Origin of the sequence: Ruminococcus sp. AF17-22AC (assembly GCF_003460065.1) — a bacterium.
Lineage (GTDB): Bacteria > Bacillota > Clostridia > Lachnospirales > Lachnospiraceae > Blautia_A.
On the sequence record NZ_QRXT01000003.1, the window covers coordinates 148,011 to 167,542 of the forward strand.

Annotated in this window: 18 protein-coding genes; 17 read left to right on the forward strand and 1 reads right to left on the reverse strand. The window is 44.8% G+C overall.

Translation table 11 applies throughout. The features are described from left to right. Positions 1 to 50: 50 nt before the first annotated feature. From ychF to ftsZ, 12 genes are all read left to right on the forward strand, one after another. Positions 51 to 1,148 carry a redox-regulated ATPase YchF gene (ychF, locus tag DWW86_RS05975; protein WP_072522001.1) on the forward strand — a complete coding sequence of 366 codons (1,098 nt, stop codon included), beginning with the start codon at positions 51 to 53 and terminating at the stop codon, positions 1,146 to 1,148. 53 nt (positions 1,149 to 1,201) lie between these two features. Continuing rightward, positions 1,202 to 2,302 (forward strand): prolipoprotein diacylglyceryl transferase, encoded by a 1,101-nt coding sequence (lgt, locus tag DWW86_RS05980; protein ID WP_117942566.1) that lies wholly within the window; start codon positions 1,202 to 1,204, stop codon positions 2,300 to 2,302. Between the two features lie 437 nt (positions 2,303 to 2,739). After that, complete coding sequence (gene mraZ, locus DWW86_RS05985; protein WP_015541975.1) at positions 2,740 to 3,171, forward strand: division/cell wall cluster transcriptional repressor MraZ; 432 nt, start codon at positions 2,740 to 2,742, stop codon at positions 3,169 to 3,171. Between the two features lie 36 nt (positions 3,172 to 3,207). Continuing rightward, positions 3,208 to 4,152, forward strand: coding sequence for a 16S rRNA (cytosine(1402)-N(4))-methyltransferase RsmH (gene rsmH, locus DWW86_RS05990; protein WP_072521999.1), 945 nt, complete (start codon positions 3,208 to 3,210; stop codon positions 4,150 to 4,152). 39 nt (positions 4,153 to 4,191) lie between these two features. Continuing rightward, positions 4,192 to 4,734: a hypothetical protein gene (locus DWW86_RS05995; RefSeq protein ID WP_083585504.1), complete on the forward strand. Its 543-nt coding sequence runs from the start codon at positions 4,192 to 4,194 to the stop codon at positions 4,732 to 4,734. Between the two features lie 105 nt (positions 4,735 to 4,839). Further along, positions 4,840 to 6,996: a penicillin-binding transpeptidase domain-containing protein gene (locus DWW86_RS06000; protein WP_286187658.1), complete on the forward strand. Its 2,157-nt coding sequence runs from the start codon at positions 4,840 to 4,842 to the stop codon at positions 6,994 to 6,996. 68 nt (positions 6,997 to 7,064) lie between these two features. Next, positions 7,065 to 8,852 carry a peptidoglycan D,D-transpeptidase FtsI family protein gene (locus tag DWW86_RS06005; protein ID WP_502696635.1) on the forward strand — a complete coding sequence of 596 codons (1,788 nt, stop codon included), beginning with the start codon at positions 7,065 to 7,067 and terminating at the stop codon, positions 8,850 to 8,852. A gap of 66 nt (positions 8,853 to 8,918) precedes the next feature. Beyond that, on the forward strand, positions 8,919 to 9,875 hold the full coding sequence (gene mraY, locus DWW86_RS06010) for a phospho-N-acetylmuramoyl-pentapeptide-transferase (RefSeq protein ID WP_117942568.1): 957 nt from the start codon (positions 8,919 to 8,921) through the stop codon (positions 9,873 to 9,875). A 21-nt stretch (positions 9,876 to 9,896) separates the two neighbouring features. Continuing rightward, complete coding sequence (gene murD / locus DWW86_RS06015) at positions 9,897 to 11,252, forward strand: UDP-N-acetylmuramoyl-L-alanine--D-glutamate ligase (protein WP_117942569.1); 1,356 nt, start codon at positions 9,897 to 9,899, stop codon at positions 11,250 to 11,252. A 115-nt stretch (positions 11,253 to 11,367) separates the two neighbouring features. Next, positions 11,368 to 12,648 carry a UDP-N-acetylglucosamine 1-carboxyvinyltransferase gene (murA, locus tag DWW86_RS06020; RefSeq protein ID WP_117942570.1) on the forward strand — a complete coding sequence of 427 codons (1,281 nt, stop codon included), beginning with the start codon at positions 11,368 to 11,370 and terminating at the stop codon, positions 12,646 to 12,648. Beyond that, positions 12,629 to 13,882, forward strand: coding sequence for a cell division protein FtsQ/DivIB (locus DWW86_RS06025; protein ID WP_117942571.1), 1,254 nt, complete (start codon positions 12,629 to 12,631; stop codon positions 13,880 to 13,882). Before murA ends, DWW86_RS06025 begins: the two co-directional genes overlap by 20 nt. 134 nt (positions 13,883 to 14,016) lie before the next feature. Beyond that, positions 14,017 to 15,180 (forward strand): cell division protein FtsZ, encoded by a 1,164-nt coding sequence (gene ftsZ, locus DWW86_RS06030; RefSeq protein ID WP_330392822.1) that lies wholly within the window; start codon positions 14,017 to 14,019, stop codon positions 15,178 to 15,180. A 75-nt stretch (positions 15,181 to 15,255) separates the two neighbouring features. On the opposite strand, the gene DWW86_RS06035 is transcribed toward ftsZ, so the two are convergent. Beyond that, complete coding sequence (locus DWW86_RS06035; RefSeq protein WP_072521993.1) at positions 15,256 to 15,579, reverse strand: DUF1540 domain-containing protein; 324 nt, start codon at positions 15,577 to 15,579, stop codon at positions 15,256 to 15,258. Positions 15,580 to 15,963: 384 nt separating this feature from the next. On the opposite strand from DWW86_RS06035, the gene infC reads away from it, so the two are divergent. The 5 genes from infC (at position 15,964) to DWW86_RS06060 (ending at position 19,524) form a co-directional block, all read left to right on the forward strand. After that, positions 15,964 to 16,458, forward strand: coding sequence for a translation initiation factor IF-3 (gene infC, locus DWW86_RS06040; RefSeq protein ID WP_015541984.1), 495 nt, complete (start codon positions 15,964 to 15,966; stop codon positions 16,456 to 16,458). Positions 16,459 to 16,545: 87 nt separating this feature from the next. Beyond that, positions 16,546 to 16,743, forward strand: coding sequence for a 50S ribosomal protein L35 (rpmI, locus tag DWW86_RS06045; RefSeq protein ID WP_015541985.1), 198 nt, complete (start codon positions 16,546 to 16,548; stop codon positions 16,741 to 16,743). A gap of 45 nt (positions 16,744 to 16,788) precedes the next feature. Then, positions 16,789 to 17,145 (forward strand): 50S ribosomal protein L20, encoded by a 357-nt coding sequence (rplT, locus tag DWW86_RS06050; RefSeq protein ID WP_015541986.1) that lies wholly within the window; start codon positions 16,789 to 16,791, stop codon positions 17,143 to 17,145. A 229-nt stretch (positions 17,146 to 17,374) separates the two neighbouring features. Then, positions 17,375 to 18,535 (forward strand): ABC transporter substrate-binding protein, encoded by a 1,161-nt coding sequence (locus DWW86_RS06055; protein ID WP_072521992.1) that lies wholly within the window; start codon positions 17,375 to 17,377, stop codon positions 18,533 to 18,535. Between the two features lie 104 nt (positions 18,536 to 18,639). Further along, positions 18,640 to 19,524 (forward strand): branched-chain amino acid ABC transporter permease, encoded by an 885-nt coding sequence (locus DWW86_RS06060; protein ID WP_015541988.1) that lies wholly within the window; start codon positions 18,640 to 18,642, stop codon positions 19,522 to 19,524. The last annotated feature ends 8 nt before the right edge of the window (positions 19,525 to 19,532 follow it).

The following is a 19,532-nucleotide window of genomic DNA, read 5'->3' on the forward strand; positions in this document are numbered from 1 at the left end:
TATGAGTATAAATTTCAAATAATAAAATACGAAATGGAGAAATATAGAAAATGAAACTTGGAATCGTAGGTCTGCCAAACGTAGGCAAAAGTACACTGTTTAATTCACTGACAAAAGCAGGAGCAGAATCCGCAAACTATCCGTTCTGTACCATCGACCCAAACGTCGGTGTGGTTACTGTTCCGGACGAAAGACTGAAACTGCTCGGAGATTTTTACCACTCTAAGAAGGTGACACCGGCTGTTATCGAATTTGTTGATATCGCGGGTCTGGTAAAGGGTGCATCCAAGGGTGAGGGTCTTGGCAACCAGTTCCTTGCAAATATCCGTGAAGTAGATGCAATCGTACATGTAGTGCGCTGCTTTGAAGATCCGAATGTCATTCACGTAGACGGAAGTATTGATCCGCTTCGCGACATTGAGACGATCAATCTTGAGCTGATTTTCTCTGATATCGAAATTCTTGAAAGAAGAATTGCAAAAGTAACCAAGACTGCACGTATGGATAAGGAAGCTGCCAAAGAGCTTGATTTCCTTCAGAAAGTCAAGAAACATCTGGAAGACGGTAATATGGCGATCACTATGGAACTTGAGAGTGAGGATGAAGAAGGATGGATGGGAACATACAATCTTCTTACATGGAAACCGGTGATCTATGCCGCAAATGTAAGCGAAGATGATTTGGCAGATGACGGTGCGTCCAACGATTATGTACAGGCAGTAAGAAAGTACGCAGCAGAGCAGAAGAGCGAAGTTTTCGTAATCTGTGCAGAGATCGAAGAAGAAATTTCCGAGCTGGATGATGACGAAAAGAAAATGTTCCTCGAGGATCTCGGACTGAAAGAATCCGGTCTTGAGAAGCTGGTAAAAGCAAGCTACAGTCTTCTGGGACTGATGAGCTTTCTGACATCCGGAGAAGATGAGACACGTGCGTGGACGATCAAAACCGGAACAAAAGCACCTCAGGCAGCAGGTAAGATCCACACAGACTTTGAAAGAGGATTCATTAAGGCAGAAGTTGTCAATTATCAGGATCTTCTTGACTGTGGTTCCTATGCAGGTGCAAGAGAAAAAGGTCTTGTACGTATGGAAGGTAAAGAATACATCGTGCAGGATGGTGATGTGATACTGTTCAGATTCAATGTATAATGGATTGCAGATAAAGGATCTTGGTTAAGATCCGGAATAAGGGAAGGTGTTTTATGAATCTTTCAATTCGATTTCCTAATATCAGTGCTTATTTTGAGGGGATGAATAAGTCGTTTACGGTTTTCGGATTTGAGATCACAGTATATGGGATACTGGTAGCGGTTGGAATGCTTTTCGGACTTGCAGTTATAATGCTTCAGGTCAGAAAGCATAAAGAAAACCCGAATCTCTATCTGGGAATGGTACTTATCTCACTGATCGGCGGGTTGATCGGTGCAAGATTGTATTATCTTGCATTTTCGTGGGAGTCTTTCAGCGGAAAGCCATGGACAGAACTCATCAATATCCGTGGGGGCGGACTTGCAATATATGGAGGGATCTTCGGCGGCGCGCTGGCAGGATTTATTTACTGTAAGATACGTAAAGTTTCTTTTGGGCAAATGGCAGATACTGTCAGTATAGGATTGCTGACAGGGCAGATAATAGGTGTATGGGGAAATGCATTTAACAGAGAGGCCTTTGGTGAGTACACAGACAGTCTGTTTGCAATGCAGATTCCACTGGAATCGGTCCACAGCAGCGCAGTGACCAAACAGATGAGGGACAATCTGGTGATGGTACTTGATGAACCTTTTATACAGGTACATCCGCTGTTTCTCTATGAGAGTATCTGGTGCCTTCTTCTGCTGATCGTTCTTTTGATCCTTGGCAGAAGAAAAAGTTTTCAGGGAGAAATTTTTCTTTGTTATCTTGCCGGATACGGACTGGGTAAATGTGGAATCGAGTGGCTCCGCACGGACAGCCTGTATATTCCGGGAACTAAAATATCCGTTTCCCTTCTTGTATCTGCAGTGCTCTTTCTGGTCTGTGGAGTGACGGCTTCGGTACGTCATATCCTCTCCAGAAAACGAAATGCACTTCGCAGCCGCAGGAGAGAGGAGGCATATGTGCCGGACGAAAACACAGATGAAAGCAGACTCGGGAATGTTCAGAACTTTGAAAATGTTCAGGATGAATTTAAAGAAATTCTGGACAGGCCGGAGACTTCGGCACCTTCAGAGCAGACTGAACCGGAAGATCAAAAGCAGGAAGGATCTTCAGAAACAGCTTCCGCTCAGCCGGAAACTGGATCGGATCATGATCAAACTGAATAAATGAGCAAAAGGTTCTCCATGTTTATGACGTGGGGAGCTTTTTTTGTGTAACAGGAAATTACTCCGTAATGTTCCTGTTACACAAAAACGCTCCGCGAGGATGCGACCAGATGCATGAGGAATATGTCTGCTAAAGCAGACTGCATCTGGCGCGCAAAGCGTAGCAAGTCCCTCAAAGATTGAGGGATTCAGGGAGTTTGAAGCGGACTTGTCCGCTTTGTTCTAACAGAACCAAAATAATACTTTCAAAGTACTGAATTGTTTGGAAAAAATCTACGATTCCCACTTGTAATTTAGGGGTAAATAGGGTAGAATGGCAATATAAGTGGTAGAAAGTGGTGAATAGTGGTGGCAGATGGAGGGAATGTGGCAGATTCCACCGTTTCCATCCGAGGATACGAAGGGGAGAATCGTATCTGAGAGAGTAGGTGAGTAAAATGTTCATGGGCGAATACAATCATACAATCGACGCGAAGGGGCGTCTGATCATCCCTTCCAAGTTCAGGGAACTCCTGGGAGAAGAGTTCGTACTGACCAAGGGACTTGATGGTTGTCTTTCTATTTATCCGATGGACGAATGGAAAGCCTTTGAAGAAAAACTCAGAGCCTTACCACTTACAAATAAAAACGCCAGAACCTTCACACGTTTCTTTGTAGCAGGTGCGACAAACTGTGAACTGGACAAGCAGGGGAGAATCCTTGTACCACAGACGTTACGGGAATTTGCTGGTCTGGAAAAAGACGTTGTACTTACCGGAAATCTGAACCGCATTGAAGTTTGGAGCAAAGAAAAGTGGAGCGAGAACTGCGATTATGATGATATGGACAGTATCGCAGAGGGAATGCAGGATATGGGTATCATCATCTAAGCATTACGCCGGAAAGAAATCCCACAGGAGACGGATATGGAATTTAAACACAAATCTGTATTACTGGATGAAACCATTGAAGGTCTGAGTATCAGACCAGATGGCATCTACGTGGATGGAACTCTGGGAGGAGCGGGGCACGCAAGTGAAGTGTGTCAGAGACTTTCTGCCAAGGGGAGATTTATTGGCATAGATCAGGACCAAGATGCGATAATTGCTGCGAGTGAAAGACTGGCTGCCTATGAGGACAGAGTGACGATCATTCGCAGCAATTATTGTTACATGGTAAATGAACTTAAGAATCTGGGCATTCAGAAAGTCGATGGAATCGTTCTTGATCTGGGAGTTTCATCTTATCAGCTGGATAACGAAGAACGTGGCTTTACCTACAGGGTAGATGCACCGCTTGACATGAGAATGGATCAGAGACAGAGTCGCACAGCTGCTGACATTGTCAATGGCTACGACGAAAAAGAACTTTACCGGATCATTCGTGATTACGGAGAAGATAAATTTGCAAAAAATATTGCGAAGCATATTGTGGCTGCGAGAGCAAAGGCACCGATTCAGACAACCGGAGAACTGACAGAGATTATCCGTCAGTCCATTCCGATGAAGATTCAGGCGACCGGAGGGCATCCTGCAAAGAGAACTTTCCAGGCAATCCGAATCGAACTGAACCGTGAACTGGATGTCCTTCGAGAATCCCTGGATGGTATGATTGATCTGCTTGATGATGGCGGAAGAATCTGCATCATCACTTTCCATTCACTGGAGGACAGGATCGTAAAGACGATTTTCCGCAAAAATGAAAACCCGTGCACATGTCCGCCGGATTTCCCGGTATGTGTATGTGGTAAGGAATCCAAAGGAAAAGTCATTACAAGAAAACCAATCCTGCCAAGTAAGGTCGAGATGGAAGAAAATCCGCGATCAAAAAGTGCAAAGCTGAGAATTTTTGAGCGAAGATATAAGAAATAGAAGTAAGAAGTAATTTAGATAGAAAGTTGTGAGTCAGAGATGGAGAGGACAAACAGAGCGGTCACATCCAGAAAAAACAGAACAAACGCAGGAAATGTCCGCGGAATGTACGTGGACGGAAATGCCGCACGGAGACTTCAGGAAGTACCTGCAAGAAAATATCAGACAGCAGGAGTGCAGACAGCCAAACGTGTCCGCGAGGAACGCGCAGCAGAGAAATCCCGTCAGCTCAGCCGGGAGACACAGAGAAACAGAGAGAAAGCAAAGAGTATGGGACGTGGTTTTGTACTGTTCCTTGCAGTTGTCAGTGTGGCAGTACTTTTTTGTTGTGTGAATTATCTGCAGCTCAAATCAGATCTTACAGGCAAAATGAAGACTGTCGCAGTTCTGGAGACAGAATTATCTCAGGTAAAAGAAGATAACAATGCATACGAAAGTCAGGTGACTTCTGATGTAGACCTGAACACCATCAAAAAACTCGCAATCGGTCGTCTGGGTATGAATTATCCGACAGATGACCAGAAAAAGACATACAGCATGCCGAGTAACAGTTATGTAAGACAGTATCAGGATGTGCATTAAACAAGAGGTGAGAATTTGAGTAATACCAGACAGAGGAATCACAGGAAACCTCAGAAAAAAATTAATCACTTGATGAGAGGAAAGCTAGTAGGACTATTTGCAGTAGTGTTACTAGCTTTAGTTTGTTTGCTGGGGCGAATCACATACATCAATGCTACAAGCGGGCAAAAATACAAGAAACAGGTGCTGACACAGGCGCAGCAGAAATACGAGAGCAATGTGCTTCCGGCCAAACGTGGTGATATTTACGACCGGAACGGCAACATTCTTGCAACGAGCCAGAAGGTTTACAATGTGATTCTGGATTGCAAAACCGTCAATTCCGATGAGGATTATGTAGAGCCTACCGTGAGGGCGCTGGTGGATGTTCTTGGGCTGGACGAAAAAGATATTCGTTCGAAGCTTTCGGCAGAAGATACAAAAAACAGCCAGTACCAGATAATCAAAAAACAGATTTCCATGGATGAAAAGAAAGCATTTGAAGATTATCAGACACCGGGAGAGGACAGCGAACTCTCAGATGCACAGAAAGCAGAGCGTAGCAATGTCAAGGGCGTATGGTTTGAAGAAGATTATCTTCGTACTTATCCTTTTAATGATCTTGCATGCGATACAGTAGGATTTACTCTGGCACGTGACACCGCCGATGTAGGTCTGGAAAGCTACTATAACAGTACTCTGATGGGCGCTGATGGCCGCCAGTATGGATATATCAATGACAATTCCGATGTAGAGCAGACAATCATCGATCCAAAAGACGGACAGAGTATAGTCACTTCACTGGATGTCGGTGCACAGCAGATTGTTGAAAAATATGTCAATGGATTTAAAACTGCAATGGGAGCTAAGAATATCGGTGTGATCGCAATGAAGCCTTCGACGGGTGAAATCATTGCCATGGATGGCGGTGACCGTTATGATCTGAATAATCCGCGTGATCTGTCCGGTAAACACAGTGAAGAAGAAATCGCCGCGATGAATGATGAGGAGACGGTAGAAGCGCTGAACTCCATGTGGAGCAATTTCTGCATTACCGAAACCTATGAGCCCGGATCTGTAGTAAAACCGATCGTCATGGCAGGGGCGCTTGAAAAGGGTAGAATTTCTGAGTCAGATACATTCAACTGTGACGGTGGACAGACATTTGGTGCAAATGGTGATACATACATCAAGTGTGCGGTATGGCCGGATGCGCATGGTACAGAAGCGCTTCGTGATGTAATCGCGAACTCCTGTAATGATGCAATGATGCAGATCGCAGCCAAAATGGGAACGGAACAGTTCCTGAAAGCGCAGACGTTATTTAATTTCGGATCCCGTACCGGTATCGATCTTCCAAATGAAGGTTCCGGTGTAATTCATACAGAAGAGACAATGGGAGAGACCGAGCTTGCCTGCTCTGCATTTGGACAGGGATTTACCTGTACGATGCTCCAGGAGATCAATGCGATGTGTTCGGTTATTAACGGCGGTTCCTATTATCAGCCGCATCTCGTGACAGAAATTCGTGACAGCAGCGGTTCCACGGTCAAAAAGATCGATCCGATTTTGATGAAACAGACTGTATCTTCTGAGATTTCCGCAGATATCCGTTCTTACATGGAAGCCAGTGTGCAGGAAGGTACCAGCCGTACGTCTAAGGTAGAGGGATACAGTTCAGGCGGTAAGACCGGTACAGCAGAAAAACTTCCGCGAGGCAACGGCAAATATCTGGTTTCTTTTATTACATTTGCACCGGTAGATGATCCGCAGGTACTTCTCTATGTCGTTGTAGATGAACCAAATGCAGAAGATCAGGCAGACAGTAAATATCCACAGTATATCGCACAGGGTATTCTTTCAGAACTTCTTCCGTACCTGAATGTCGCTCCGGATGAATCCGAAGACGGAAGTGTACCGGAGACAGAACTCTGGGAAAAATTCAAAGGAAATCTGGTAGATGTATCCGGAAGTAGTGTAGATGAACAGGGGAATCTCGTAGACGGAAACGGAAACCGTGTGGATCTGGAAGGCAACCGTATCGATGAGAATGGCTATCTGTTGGATGACAACGGAGAACATAAGCTTGACGATAACGGCGAGTATATTTTATCTACACACATTATCACATCGACGGGCGATTCATCGTCCGGAGACACACTGAAAGAGGCAATTTCCGATACAAATGTACCGGCCCCTCCGGAAGAGGATGAGTCCGAAACAACAGAGAACAATGATATGGAAAGTGAAGGAATTACCAACGAAGAGGCCGGACTTGACTAAATAAAATAACAGAAGTATCCTCCGGGAACGTGTCATATATTATTATGACATTGCCCGGGGGATTTTTTGTGCAAAAAAAGAATGCATTTTATAAAAGAAATTATACGTTTCACAAAAGAAAAGTATGGATCGTCTTTTTACTTTGCATGGCGATGACGGCGGGACTCATTGGAAGGCTAGTCTATCTGATGGGATTCCGATCGGATTATTATTATGAAAAAGCAGAGAATCTGCATGAGAGGGAGCGTGACATCAAGGCTGCAAGAGGAAAGATCCTGGATACGACCGGAAAAGTACTTGCGGCGAACAAAACTGTATGTACGGTCTCGGTGATACACAGTCAGATAAAAGAGCCGGAAAAAGTCATCCACCTGCTTACGGAAAAACTGGGGATATCGGAAGAAACTGTGCGCAAAAGGGTGGAAAAAGTTTCTTCCATCGAGCGGATCAAAACAAATGTGGAGAAAGAGACCGGTGATGAAATCCGAAATGCCGGACTTGCCGGGATAAAAGTGGATGAAGACTATAAGCGTTATTATCCGCTTGGGGATCTGGCGTCCAAGGTATTGGGATTTACCGGCGGTGATAATCAGGGCATTATCGGACTGGAAGCAGAGTATGATGAAATCCTGAAAGGAGAAGCAGGCAAGATTCTGACGACAACAGATGCCAGAGGGATTGAACTGGACGGAATCGGTGAAAACAGAGAAGAGCCACAGCAGGGATACAATCTTCGGATCAGCTTGGATGCATGTATTCAGGAATATACGGAACAGGCAGCAAAAAAAGTTATGGAAGAAAAACAGGCAGAGCGCGTTTCTATTCTGCTTATGAATCCGCAAAATGGAGAAATTTATGCCTGTGTCAATGTGCCGGAGTTTGACCTGAATGAGCCGTTTACACTGAATACAGATGTCAGTACTGATAGAATGAGTGAGAAAGAAAAACAGGATCTGCTCAATCAGATGTGGAGGAATCCATGTCTGAACGATACGTATGAGCCGGGTTCCACATTTAAGATCATCACGATGTCTGCCGGACTTGCAGCAGGTGTCGTTTCTGTCAATGATTCTTTTTACTGCCCGGGCTATAAGCTGGTAGAAGACCGGCGAATCCATTGTGCAAACCGGCGGGGGCACGGAGCACAGAACTTCATACAGGGAGCGGAAAATTCCTGTAATCCTGTGTTTATTGAAGTGGGACTGCGCCTCGGAGCAGAAAGATACTACAGCTATTTCCGACAGTTTGGTCTTTTGAAGAAAACTGGCATTGACCTTCCGGGTGAAGCGGGAACGATTATGCATAAGATGGAAAATATGGGAGAGGTGGAACTGGCAACGGTTTCTTTTGGTCAGTCATTTCAGATCACACCTATCCAGCTTGCAACAACCGTATGTTCCCTGATCAACGGAGGACGCCGCATCACTCCGCATTTTGGAGTGGCAGTTGAGAATCCCGGTGGAGAAACAGTCAGAGAACTTGAACACCCGGTGGAGACAGGAATCCTTCCGGAAGATATTTCGGCAACTGTGCGTATGATACTGGAAAAAGTCGTATCCGAAGGTTCAGGCAAAAATGCTGCAATTGAGGGGTACCGGATCGGGGGTAAAACTGCAACTTCCCAGACACTTCCACGAAGCGCAAACCGTTATATTTCCTCATTTCTCGGATTTGCACCTGCCGATGATCCGAAGGTGCTGGCACTCTGCATTATCCATGATCCGCAGGGAATCTATTATGGAGGCACGATCGCGGCACCGGTCGTACGGAGCATTTTTGAAAATGTACTTCCATATCTTGGAATCGAACGGCAAAAAACAGTGGAAATCACAGACAGTCCGGCACGTGAGGGTTGATAAATCTACGTAAAAGCCGTATAATCAAACGTGATAAAAAACGAAAGAATGATAAGAGGTGTGAGGATGAATATTCAAGTTGTATTCCCGGTACTGATCTCATTTGTAATCAGTGTGATTCTGGGACCGATCGTCATCCCGTTTCTGAGAAGACTCAAGATGGGACAGACAGAGCGTGTAGAAGGTGTACAGTCACATTTAAAGAAGGCAGGTACTCCGACCATGGGAGGTGTGATCTTCCTGATCGCAGCCGTGGTGACGACCCTTTTTTATGCAAAAGATTATCCGAACGTGATTCCGGTACTGTTTCTGACACTGGGATTTGGTATCATCGGTTTTCTGGATGATTATCTCAAGGTAGTACTGAGACGTTCTGATGGTCTTCTGGCATGGCAGAAATTCGGTCTTCAGGTTGTTGTAACCGGAATCTTTGTATATTATATACTGAACTATACAAATGTGGATCTTGCGATGCGTATCCCGTTCTGGCCGAATCATTATCTGAATCTTGGCTGGCTGGCGATCCCGGTTCTTTTCTTTGCTGTGATCGGTACCGTAAACGGTGTAAACTTTACAGACGGACTTGACGGTCTGGCATCCAGCGTAACGCTGATCGTTGCAGTTTTCTTTACTGTTGTTTCCATTGGTATGGGAAGTGGTATCGAGCCGGTGACAGGAGCGGTAGTCGGAGGACTGATGGGATTCCTTCTGTTCAATGTATATCCGGCAAGAGTTTTTATGGGTGATACAGGATCTCTGGCTTTGGGCGGATTTGTTGCAGGTGCTGCTTACATGATGCAGATGCCGCTGTTTATTCTGCTGATCGGACTGATCTATCTTGTAGAAGTGCTGTCTGTTATGATTCAGGTTACGTATTTTAAGGCAACTCACGGAAAACGTATCTTTAAGATGGCGCCGATCCATCATCACTTTGAATTGTGTGGATGGTCAGAGACAAGAATTGTTGCCGTATTTTCTGTGATCACCGCAGTTATGTGTCTGATCGCACTTCTGGCAATGTAAATGTCACAAGGAGGAATTATTATGAATTTACAGGGAAAAAAGGTGCTTGTATTCGGTTCCGGCAAAAGCGGGATCGGTGCAGCCGAGCTTCTCGGACAGGTTGGTGCAGAGCCGATCATCTATGATGGAAATGCAGACCTCGACAAAGAGGCTGTAGTACATAAAGTAAAACACTGTAAAGATATCAGCGTATATGCGGGAGAGCTTCCGGAAGAAGTAAGAAAAGCACTGGATCTGGTTGTATTAAGTCCCGGTGTACCGACTGATATCCCGATCGTAAAGAGCTTTTATGAGCAGGGGCTTCCGGTCTGGGGAGAAGTCGAGCTTGCTTATCGCACAGGTAAGGGAAGAGTGCTTGCAATTACCGGAACAAACGGTAAGACAACGACAACTGCACTGCTTGGTAAGATCATGAGAGATGCAGAAGATTCTGTTTTTGTTGTCGGAAACATCGGTACTCCATATACTTCCAAAGCACTGGAGATGCAGGATAATACTACGACAGTAGCGGAGATCAGCAGTTTTCAGCTTGAGACAATCGAAGAATTTGCACCGAAGGTCAGCGCAATCCTTAATATCACCGAAGACCATCTGAACAGACATCATACGATGGAAGAATATATTCGTGTAAAAGAACTGATCGTTAAGAACCAGACAGCGGATGATTTCTGTATCCTGAACTATGAAGATCCGGTCCTTCGTGAGTTTGGTCAGAATATTACTCCGAAGGTTGTATATTTCTCAAGTGTACGTAAGCTTGAAGAGGGAATTTATCTGGATGGTGATCAGATCATCCTGAAAACTTCTGAAGAAGAGATTCCGCTGGTGCATACCGGAGAGCTCAAACTTCTCGGACAGCACAATTTCGAAAACGTCATGGCTGCATCTGCAATGGCATATTATGCAGGTGTTCCGGTGGAGAGCATCCGTAAGAGCATCTGTGAATTTACTGCAGTGGAGCATCGTATCGAATATGTAACAGAGAAAAATGGTGTTGCATATTATAACGATTCCAAGGGAACCAATCCGGATGCTGCAATCAAAGGCATTCAGGCAATGAACCGTCCGACACTTCTGATCGGCGGCGGTTATGACAAAGGTTCCAGCTATGATGAATGGCTGAATGCCTTCGACGGCAAAGTACGTTATCTGGTATTGATCGGCCAGACACGCGATAAGATCAAAGAGGCAGCAGAGCGCCTCGGTGTATGTCCGTGCATCTTATGTGAAAACCTTGAAGAGGCAGTAAAGGTATGTGCAGAAAAGGCAAATCCGGGAGATGCCGTTCTTCTTTCACCGGCATGTGCAAGCTGGGGACAGTTTGACAACTATGAACAGCGCGGAGATATGTTTAAAGAATATGTCAGAAACCTGTAATCGCTGTGGCAGGGCAATAAATATTGATTTCATAAGACCAGATTCCGCTTGGAAATGAACGGGATCTGGTCTTTTGCATATAATAACAGCAAGAGTCCCTGAGGGAGTGGAATGTTTGGATGAAATTCACGTAATCGGGGGAAACTGTCTTCATGGAAATATAACCGTTCAGGGTTCTAAAAATACGGTGCTGCCGTTGATGGCGGGAGCGCTTCTTTATCGTGGCATCAATGTACTGAAAGCCTGTCCGCGAATTACGGATGTTTTTTATATGGAAGAAATTTTACGCGCGCTGGGGGCGGAAACATGGTGGGAAGACCATGATTTGTATCTGGACTGTACCCATGCAGACGGAAGTCATGTGCCGGAAATATACAGCGGCAGGATGCGCAGTTCAATCATTCTTCTGGGACCGATTCTTGCCAGAAATCAGCAGGCGGAGATAGGCTATCCGGGCGGCTGTGTGATCGGGAAGCGACCGGTGGATCTTCATCTTTATGTATTAAGGCGTTTTGGGGCGGAAATAAAAGAAGAAGAGAAAAAAATAACGGTCTCCTGTAAAAAGCTTTGCGGGACGGAAATTGTTTTTTCGAAAAGGAGTGTCGGGGCAACAGAACAGGCGATTCTGTGTGCGACGCTTTCAAAAGGTACTACCACGCTTCGAAACTGTGCCAGAGAGCCGGAAATCGTATGGCTCTGCCGTTTTCTGAATGCAATGGGGGCAAAGATCGAAGGAGCAGGAGAGGATTGTATCTGCATCGAGGGAACAGAAAAACTTTGTGGTACGAAGATGCAGATTCCGGCGGACCGGATCGTGACCGGTACGTATATCTGCGCAGCCGCCGCTACCAGAGGACACATCGTGATCGAGAATGCACCGGAGGGGGAACTGGATACCTTCCTTCAAGTATATAGGAAAATGGGTGGACAATATGAATGGAACAGTGGTAAACTAATAGCGGACGGAAGCCGGGTATGTTTTTCCCTTCCGTTTCTGGAGACAGAGGTCTATCCGGGATTCCCCACAGATTTGCAGTCACCGCTTCTGGCGGTTCTGGCAACTGTTCCCGGTAAAAGTATAATAAAAGAAAATATATTTGAAAACCGTTTTAAGGTCTGCCATGAACTACGCAAAATGGGCGCAGATATTCGGGTGGACGGAAACACAGCAATTGTCTGCGGAGGAAAGCTGCATGGAAACTGTGTTTATGCAGAGGAACTGCGGGGAGGCGCGGCACTTCTGGTGGCGGCGCTTGCAGCAGAGGGAAGTTCTGTGATACGCGACTGTTCTTTTATCCGGCGCGGATATGAGGACATAGGCGGCGACTTTAAGAAATTAGGCGGTTTGATAACAGAGGATACAGGTACTGTTTTTTATGAGAACATCCAATTATAAAAAATTTAAATTAACAAAAAGTGCAGCGAAAAAGACCGGGCTGGCAGTTGGGGCAATTCTGCTCACCGGGATTATTTTTTTCTTTTCTTTTTTTCATGTAACGCATGTCGAAGTTATGGAAAATACCCACTACAGCAAGAAAGAGCTGAAGAAAATGATTCTGACAGGGGCATTTTCCTCGAATTCAATACTGGCGCCGATCACATGCTCCAAAGCAAAAGTGGAGAATGTGCCATATGTGGAATCGTATTCTGTAAGCCGTTCCGGAAGAAATTCCATCGTGATCGGTGTGAAAGAAAAAAACGTAGTCGGCTGTATTCCATATCTTGACAGTTATATTTACTTTGACCGTAATGGCAAATTTATTGAAAGCAGCAGGACGAGAGATGAATCTGTACCGTATTTCGAGGGCATTACCGTCAAGAAGACTGTTATGAATGAGAAGATTCCAATCAAGGATACAGTACTGAATACAGCAGTTGCGTTATCCACAATCTTTGCAAAAAATGACATGATACCGGATTATATTGAACTGGATGAAGATTACTCGATTAATCTGATATACGGTGATATTACGGTAAAACTTGGCAAGGACCGCTATCTGGAGGATAAAATGAGTCGGACGATTGCAATCCTTCCGCAGATCACCGGTGAGAAGGGAATCCTTCATATGGAGAATGTCACGGAATCTTCCAAGACCGTTACCTTTGAGAAGGAAGAGGAAGAAGTGACAGCCGAGAACTGGACAGGCGGTTACGACGAGAATGGCGATTATACCGGTGACGGTGAATATGATGAGAATGGCAAATACGTCGGAGCGAAACCGAAGACAGAGCTTGATTATGCAAAAGAAAACTGGATTGGTGGCTATGATGAAGAAGGCGATTATACAGGTTCCGGTGAATATGACGCGGATCTGAACTACGTTGGCGCAGAACCGACACAGGAACTGATCGACAGTTTCGGAGACTGGAAGGGCGGCTACAACGAATCCGGCGGCTTCGACGGTGTCAGCGAGTATGACCGGGACGGCAATTATGTAGGGCCGATGCCGGACAATGCGGGAAACAGCGGTACGGATTCCACCGACAGTTCTGATGGGTCTGAAAACGATAACTCGGATGAAACGGATGAAGACCAGGATTATTCAGAAGATGACAGTTACAGCGATGAGTCTTACGGAGAGTATGATGGATGGGATTCCGGATACTCAGATGAAAGTGATTACGAATAGCCGTACATGGCGAATAATCGTGAAAAAAGTATAAAAAAACCAAAATAGTGGTTGATTAATTCAAAAAAAAAATATATGATATATCTATATGTAGCCTGATACGCTAATGTCAGGAAAATAAAGGAGGAAGTACATTGTTAGAGATTATGTCGAATGAAGCTGAGTCCTCCGCTAAGATTATTGTAATCGGCGTGGGCGGAGCTGGAAATAATGCAGTAAACAGAATGGTTGAAGAAGCCATCGGAGGAGTTGAATTTGTTGGTGTAAACACTGATAAACAGGCTCTGACACTTTGCAAGGCTCCAACAGTACTTCAGATTGGTGAAAAGATTACAAAGGGTCTCGGCGCAGGCGCACAGCCGGAAGTTGGCCAGAAGGCAGCCGAGGAGAGCATAGAAGAAGTTAAACAGTTGATTGAAGGCGCTGACATGGTATTCGTTACCTGTGGTATGGGCGGTGGTACCGGTACAGGTGCTGCTCCGGTAATCGCAGCAGCAGCCAAAGAAATGGGAATCCTCACCGTAGGTGTTGTTACGAAACCTTTCCGTTTCGAAGCAAAGACACGTATGAACAATGCTCTTTCCGGAATCGAAAATCTGAAGAAAGCTGTTGATACACTGATCGTCATCCCGAATGACAAATTACTGGAGATCGTAGATCGCCGTACAACGATGCCGGAAGCACTCCGCAAAGCAGACGAAGTTCTGCAGCAGGCAGTTCAGGGCATCACAGACCTGATCAATCTGCCGGCACTGATCAACCTTGACTTTGCCGATGTACAGACAGTTATGACAGATAAAGGTATTGCGCATATCGGTATCGGAGAAGCAAGAGGAGACGACAAAGCCATGGAAGCTGTTCAGCAGGCAGTAGCTTCCCCGCTTCTTGAGACAACCATCAAGGGAGCAACTCATGTTATCATCAATATTTCCGGTGATATTTCTCTTATGGATGCAAACGATGCAGCAAGCTATGTACAGGAACTGACAGGCGAAGATGCAAACATCATCTTTGGTGCCATGTATGATGATTCTGTTGCAGATTATGCAAGAATCACAGTTATTGCTACCGGATTATCCGATACAACAGCAAAGGCAACTCCATTTGGAAGCAGAAGTAATACGACACCATTTACCGTACGTAAATCCACAACAGGTTCTGCAGCTCCGGCTGGCAATATGACTATGCCAAGCTTCAGCCTTCCGACTATGAACAGTGGTTCTTACACAGGTAAAGTCCCGACCAGCACTGTACAGAAAAAGGACATCCAGATCCCGGATTTCTTAAGAAACAGATAAATCAATTCGACAGACAAAGAGACGCTGTATCAACAGCGTCTCTTTTTTTTGGCATTACATCATGGTATTTGATTTTCAGCATTTACAGGCAAAGGTGCTGCATTTTGTTTCGTTACAGCCATCGGTACTGCATCCCGTTACATCAATGGCGGAGGCGGTGCAGTTACATTTGTTGTTGTAGGTGCATTCCTGTGCTTTGCAGTCAATGTTGATCTTTTCGCAGCCGCAGTGTTCGGCACCGCTGTTTTGCATGGCAGCTGTCGTACGGTCGCGGAAGCTTCCGCAGCTTGTTTCATCAGCACGGTGTGCGTTGTCACCGGTGATTTCGATATCACCGCGGGAACAGAGTTTGTTGTCGTTGTAGATACATTTTGTTGCAGAACAGTTCAGAATAGTCATGTTTGTAACCTCCTTGATCAGATAAAATAACATAATCATAAAGATCCATGCAAAAAGTAGTATTTGCAGGTCGAAGAAAAATATACAAAAAATAATATAATAAAAACTTGACATCATATAAAAGACATGATATCTTATACAAGTACGTGGAGAAAACAAAGCAGAGTTACACTCTCACCTCAGCGCACGTGTTGATGCGGCTCGGGTTTATATATCGCAGCACAGCAGTTAATGCTGTAGACGTCACATGATTTTTTGTGCGTCTGGATATAGTAGAGTGTGGAGTCTGTCCATACTCTTTTTTGTTTTCGCAAACGCAGAGGGTGACTTGAGAGTCAGGTTTATCATTTACAGGTATGGAGGTGTACTACAATTAGCAATTTAATGATTAACGAACAGATCAGAGACAAAGAAGTACGTTTGATCGGACCGGACGGAGCACAGCTCGGTATCGTGTCTTCCAGAGAAGCATTTGCAAAGGCACAGGAGGCCGGACTGGATCTTGTAAAGATCGCGCCACAGGCAAAACCACCGGTGTGCAAGATTATCGACTACGGTAAATATCGTTATGAGCTTTCCCGTAAGGAAAAAGAAGCTAAGAAAAAACAGAAAACAATCGACATCAAGGAAGTACGTCTTTCTCCTAACATTGATACAAACGACCTGAAGACAAAAGTCAATGCAGCGAGAAAATTCCTCTCCAAGGGCGACCGCGTAAAAGTCACATTACGTTTCCGTGGAAGAGAGATGGCACATATGTCAAGCAGCAAACATGTTCTGGATGATTTTGCAGAACTTCTCACAGACATCGCAGTCGTAGAGAAAGCTCCGAAGATCGAAGGAAGAAGCATGACCATGTTCCTCAGTGAAAAGCGTTAAGCAGTTATCAGAGATAACGTGTTTCACACACATATTTATGATAATATAAAATAAAAAACAGAACCACGAATTAAGGAGGATTTTATTATGCCTAAGATTAAAACCTGTAGAGCAGCAGCAAAACGTTTCAAAAAAACCGGAACCGGAAAAATCATGAGAAATAAAGCTTACAAGAGCCATATCTTAACAAAGAAATCTCAGAAGAGAAAGAGAAATCTGAGAAAAGCTACTGTTGTAGATTCTACAAACCTTAAGAACATTAAGAAAGCACTGCCTTATTTATAATAAGCAGCAGACGATATCGGAAGACGAACAGGAGGAAAATAAGAAATGGCAAGAATTAAAGGCGGATTAAACGCAAAGAAAAGACATAACCGTACATTAAAACTGGCAAAGGGTTACAGAGGAGCCCGTTCCAAACAGTATAGAGTAGCAAAACAGTCTGTAATGAGAGCACTTGCAAGCTCCTATGCAGGACGTAAACAGAAAAAACGTCAGTTCAGACAGCTCTGGATCGCTCGTATCAACGCAGCAGCAAGAATGAACGGACTTTCCTACAGCAAAATGATGCACGGACTGAAAGTTGCAAACGTTGACATCAACAGAAAAATGCTTGCAGAACTTGCAGTAAACGATGCAGAAGGATTTGCAGCACTTGCTGAAATTGCTAAAAAAGCAGTTGCATAATAGCTGATTATATGAATAAAAGACCACAGCGCCGCGATCGGACTGCGGTCTTTTTTATAACTAAAAATGTCCGTATAAGAAAGACAGTAGTTTTTGCTGAATAAACAAATCCTAAAGAAATTCTAAAATTTTGCTTGCAATCGTAGAAACTGAATGCTATAATCAACTACATTAAAGCTTTAGCAAATGAAAGTAAAGCGAGCTGATTATAAGATAGGAGGATCTTATTATGAAAAATATGAAAAAAGTACTTGCTGTAACAGCAGCAGTAGCCATGACAGCAACAATGATGCCGACGGCTGTATTTGCGGATGATGCGGAGACATTCAAGATCGGTGTAATCGGACCTATGACAGGTGACAACGCACAGTATGGTCTTGGTGTATACCACGCAGCACAGGTTGCAGCAGAGGAAATCAACGCAAACGGTGGATTCAACGGATACAACGTAGAAATTCTTGACGCAGGTGATGATCAGGCTGACCCGGAGAAGGCAGTAAACGCATACAATGACCTTCTTGACAAAGGAATGCAGATGCTTTGCGGAACTGTAACATCCGGTTCCTGTATTGCAGTCGGAGCAGAAGCAGCAGAAAGCACATTCATGTTTACACCATCTGCAACAGCAGTGGACAGTATTACAGCAGGAAGCAACGAATTCCGTATGTGCTTCACAGACCCTGCACAGGGAACAAAATCCGCACAGTACATCGGTGAGCATAGTCTTGCTACAAAGGTAGCAGTTCTCTATGATTCATCCGCAGACTACAACTCAGGTATCAACGATGCGTTCGTTGCAGCAGCAGAAGAAAACGGTCTGGAAATTGTAGCTGATGAAGCATACACAGCAGACAGCAACACAGACTTCTCTGTACAGCTTAAGAAAATCAAAGACAGCGGTGCAGAACTTCTGTTCCTTCCTAACTACTATGCAGACAATGCTCTGATTCTTCAGCAGGCACATGATGCAGGTATGGACGACGTTAAGAAATTCGGTGTAGACGGTATGGACGGTATCCTCGGAGTAGAAAACTTCGATACATCTCTTGCAGAAGGCGTTATGCTTCTGACACCATTCTCTGCTACATCAGAAGATGAGAAATCTCAGGCATTCGTTAAAGCATACGAAGATGCTAACAAAGATGAGGTTCCGAACCAGTTCGCAGCAGATACATATGATGTACTCTATGCAATGAAAGCAGCGGCAGATGCAGCTGAGATCACACCGGATATGTCCAACGAAGACATCAGCGCAGCTATGTCTGAGGCAATGCTGAGTGTAGAGCTTGATGGTCTTACAGGTAAAGCAAAATGGACAGAAGACGGCGAGTGCGATAAAGAGCCAAAAGCTTTCGAAATCCAGGACGGCGCTTACGTAGAAATGGAATAATCAGATTAAAATAATGTAATCAGAGGACGGGGGACGGTTGCCTGTTATCACAGGGCCGTTCCCCTTTCTTGCACTAATATGACAACTATTTAAAGAGGTGCATTATGAGTTTTTTATCCTATTTAAAAGATGGAATCAGTCTGGGCAGTATCTATGCAATCATTGCCCTGGGGTATACAATGGTATATGGTATCGCTAAAATGCTGAACTTCGCTCATGGTGATGTCATCATGGTCGGTGCATATGTGATCCTTACCGCTGTTACCAGAGGAGGCATGTCTCCGGTGCTGGCTGTTGCACTTTCTGTAATCTTCTGTACCGTTCTTGGTATGGTGATCGAGAAAGTAGCGTACAGCCCGCTTCGTAAGGCGTCATCCAACCTGGCTGTACTGATCACAGCGATTGGTGTCAGCTATTTGCTTCAGAACCTGGCACTTTTGATCTTCGGTGCAGATGCCAAGAGTTTTGTAACTGTTATTGATGTACCGTCGGTGTCTTTATTTGACGGACAGCTTGTTATTAAGGGAATTACGATCGTAACAATCCTGAGTTGTATTGTGATTATGGCCGGTCTGATGCTTTTTGTACAGAAGACAAAACCGGGACGTGCCATGCAGGCCGTTTCTGAAGACCGTGACGCAGCACAGCTCATGGGTGTCAATGTCAATGCGACAATTTCGATGACATTTGCAATCGGTTCCGGACTTGCAGCAATCGCAGGACTTCTTCTCTGTCAGACCTATCCGACACTGACTCCGTATACAGGCGCCATGCCTGGTATCAAGGCATTCGTAGCAGCTGTATTTGGTGGTATCGGATCCATTCCGGGAGCCATGGTCGGCGGTATTCTTCTCGGCGTGATCGAAATCTTCGGTAAAGCCTATATTTCTTCTCAGGTTGCAGATGCGATCTGTTTTGCGGTTCTGATCGTGGTACTTCTTGTAAAACCTACCGGACTGTTCGGAAAGAACATCCAGGAGAAAGTATAAGGGGTGGT